At 63.3% G+C, this 1487-nt stretch carries 4 protein-coding genes; all 4 read right to left on the bottom strand.

The features are described 5' to 3' along the window. Positions 1 to 189: ATP-binding protein (locus tag J4G14_15275; protein ID MCE2459149.1), on the bottom strand; the 189-nt coding region annotated here is incomplete at its 3' end. Continuing rightward, positions 153 to 623 (bottom strand): ATP-binding protein, encoded by a 471-nt coding sequence (locus J4G14_15280; protein ID MCE2459150.1) that lies wholly within the window; start codon positions 621 to 623, stop codon positions 153 to 155. The genes J4G14_15275 and J4G14_15280, both read right to left, overlap by 37 nt. Positions 624 to 672: 49 nt before the next feature. Beyond that, complete coding sequence (locus J4G14_15285; GenBank protein ID MCE2459151.1) at positions 673 to 837, bottom strand: hypothetical protein; 165 nt, start codon at positions 835 to 837, stop codon at positions 673 to 675. Then, positions 798 to 1487 (bottom strand): hypothetical protein (locus tag J4G14_15290; protein MCE2459152.1); only part of this gene is annotated, 690 nt, incomplete at its 5' end. The genes J4G14_15290 and J4G14_15285, both read right to left, overlap by 40 nt.

Raw genomic sequence — 1487 nt, forward strand, 5'->3', positions numbered from 1 at the left:
GGTCGCCATCGGGTTTGCGAACACCTTCTCCCACTCGCTGAACACCAGGTTCGAGGTGATGCCCAGAGACCTTCGCTCATAGCGTTCGGCTATCAGCGTGAACAGCACCTCCGACTCCTCAGCTCCCTGCGGCAGGTAGCCAAGGTCGTCGATCACCAGCAGGTCGAAGTTGTCCAGCTTTCTGAGCATCCTGGGTAGCTCCAGGTCTCTCTTGGCTGCCAGCATATCCCCGGCCTCCGCCGGGGCAGGCTCTGCACCAGCCTGTATGCCGGGATGAACAGCACCGAGCGACTGGACTCGACCAGTCTGTGTCCTATGGCACACATCGCGTGGGTCTTGCCCGTGCCGGGCATCCCGAACGCCAGCACGTTGACGCCATGATCGACGAAGTCACCCTCGCCGAGTCTGTCGAGCTGCTGTCTGAGTTGGATCGGAGTCCTGTCGTGCTCGAAGGTGTCCCAGGTCTTGCCGGCCGGGAGCTTGGACGCACCCGCCTGATCCGTCTGTCCTCTGCCTCCTGCTCCATCACCTCCAGAAGGATCTCGAGTGCATCTGCGTGTCCGGCATCGCTGAACCTGCCGACGGTCTCCGCTGCCAGTGTCGGCAGCTTGAACTGCCTGCACAGATCCCTGACCCGTTCGGCAACAGCGCTCGGTGCACCTGTGTCAACCATCATCGTGCGCCTCCCACCAGCAGCCGGTCGTATACGCCAAGGTCCACCGTACCTGGCAACTTTAGCTCAGGGACCGGTGGAGGATCCGGCGCCGACAGCCTGCGCACCATCGCGTAGTCGAAGCTCAGACCGGACTCCAGCAGTCTCCCGAGCGCCCTGTCCACCTTGGACTCCATGGTTGTCGCGGCCAGGTGAAGAGCCTGCCCCGGCGTAGGCCGGGGATGCGCACGTACTCGACGTCGGCGCGTTCGCCTCTCCAGTCACACAGCGCGTCGTACGCCAGTCGGAAGGTCTGAGTCGGGAACATCTGCTCTCTGAAGCGGTAGCGTGCGAACGCCCCCGGCTTGCGCACCAGCGACCCGATGATGTGTCGGTAGTCGATCTGCGCCTCACCTGTGCCATGTACCCGCTGGTGGTCCTTGTAGAACACCTCGATGTGGTCGGCGTACACCCTGACGTTCACCTCAGTGCCTATCAGTCTCGACGGCACCGAGTATGTACGGTTCGCCACCCTGATCGTGCTCCACCTGCGCACCCTGCAACGATAGCTGGCATAGTCTGGGATCGGAGCCGGCGGTAGCGGCCGCAGGTGACGGCGCTCTGCCTTCAGCTTCGAGCTCACCAGCCTGTTGCGCCGGTCGACGACTCCTCTGACGAACCCTCTGTACTCATCCTCCGAGTCGAAGTCCCGGCGTCCCCTGAGTATGAGCGCCTGGACGATCGCGTTCTTGAGACGACGGTGCGCCTGCTCGACCACGCCGTTCTCGTGAGATGAGCGCGGGTTGGTCCTGGTGGCCTCCACTCCATAGTGGGC

The sequence above is a fragment of the Dehalococcoidia bacterium genome (genome assembly GCA_021295915.1).
Classification (GTDB): domain Bacteria; phylum Chloroflexota; class Dehalococcoidia; order Lucifugimonadales; family UBA1123; genus VXRN01.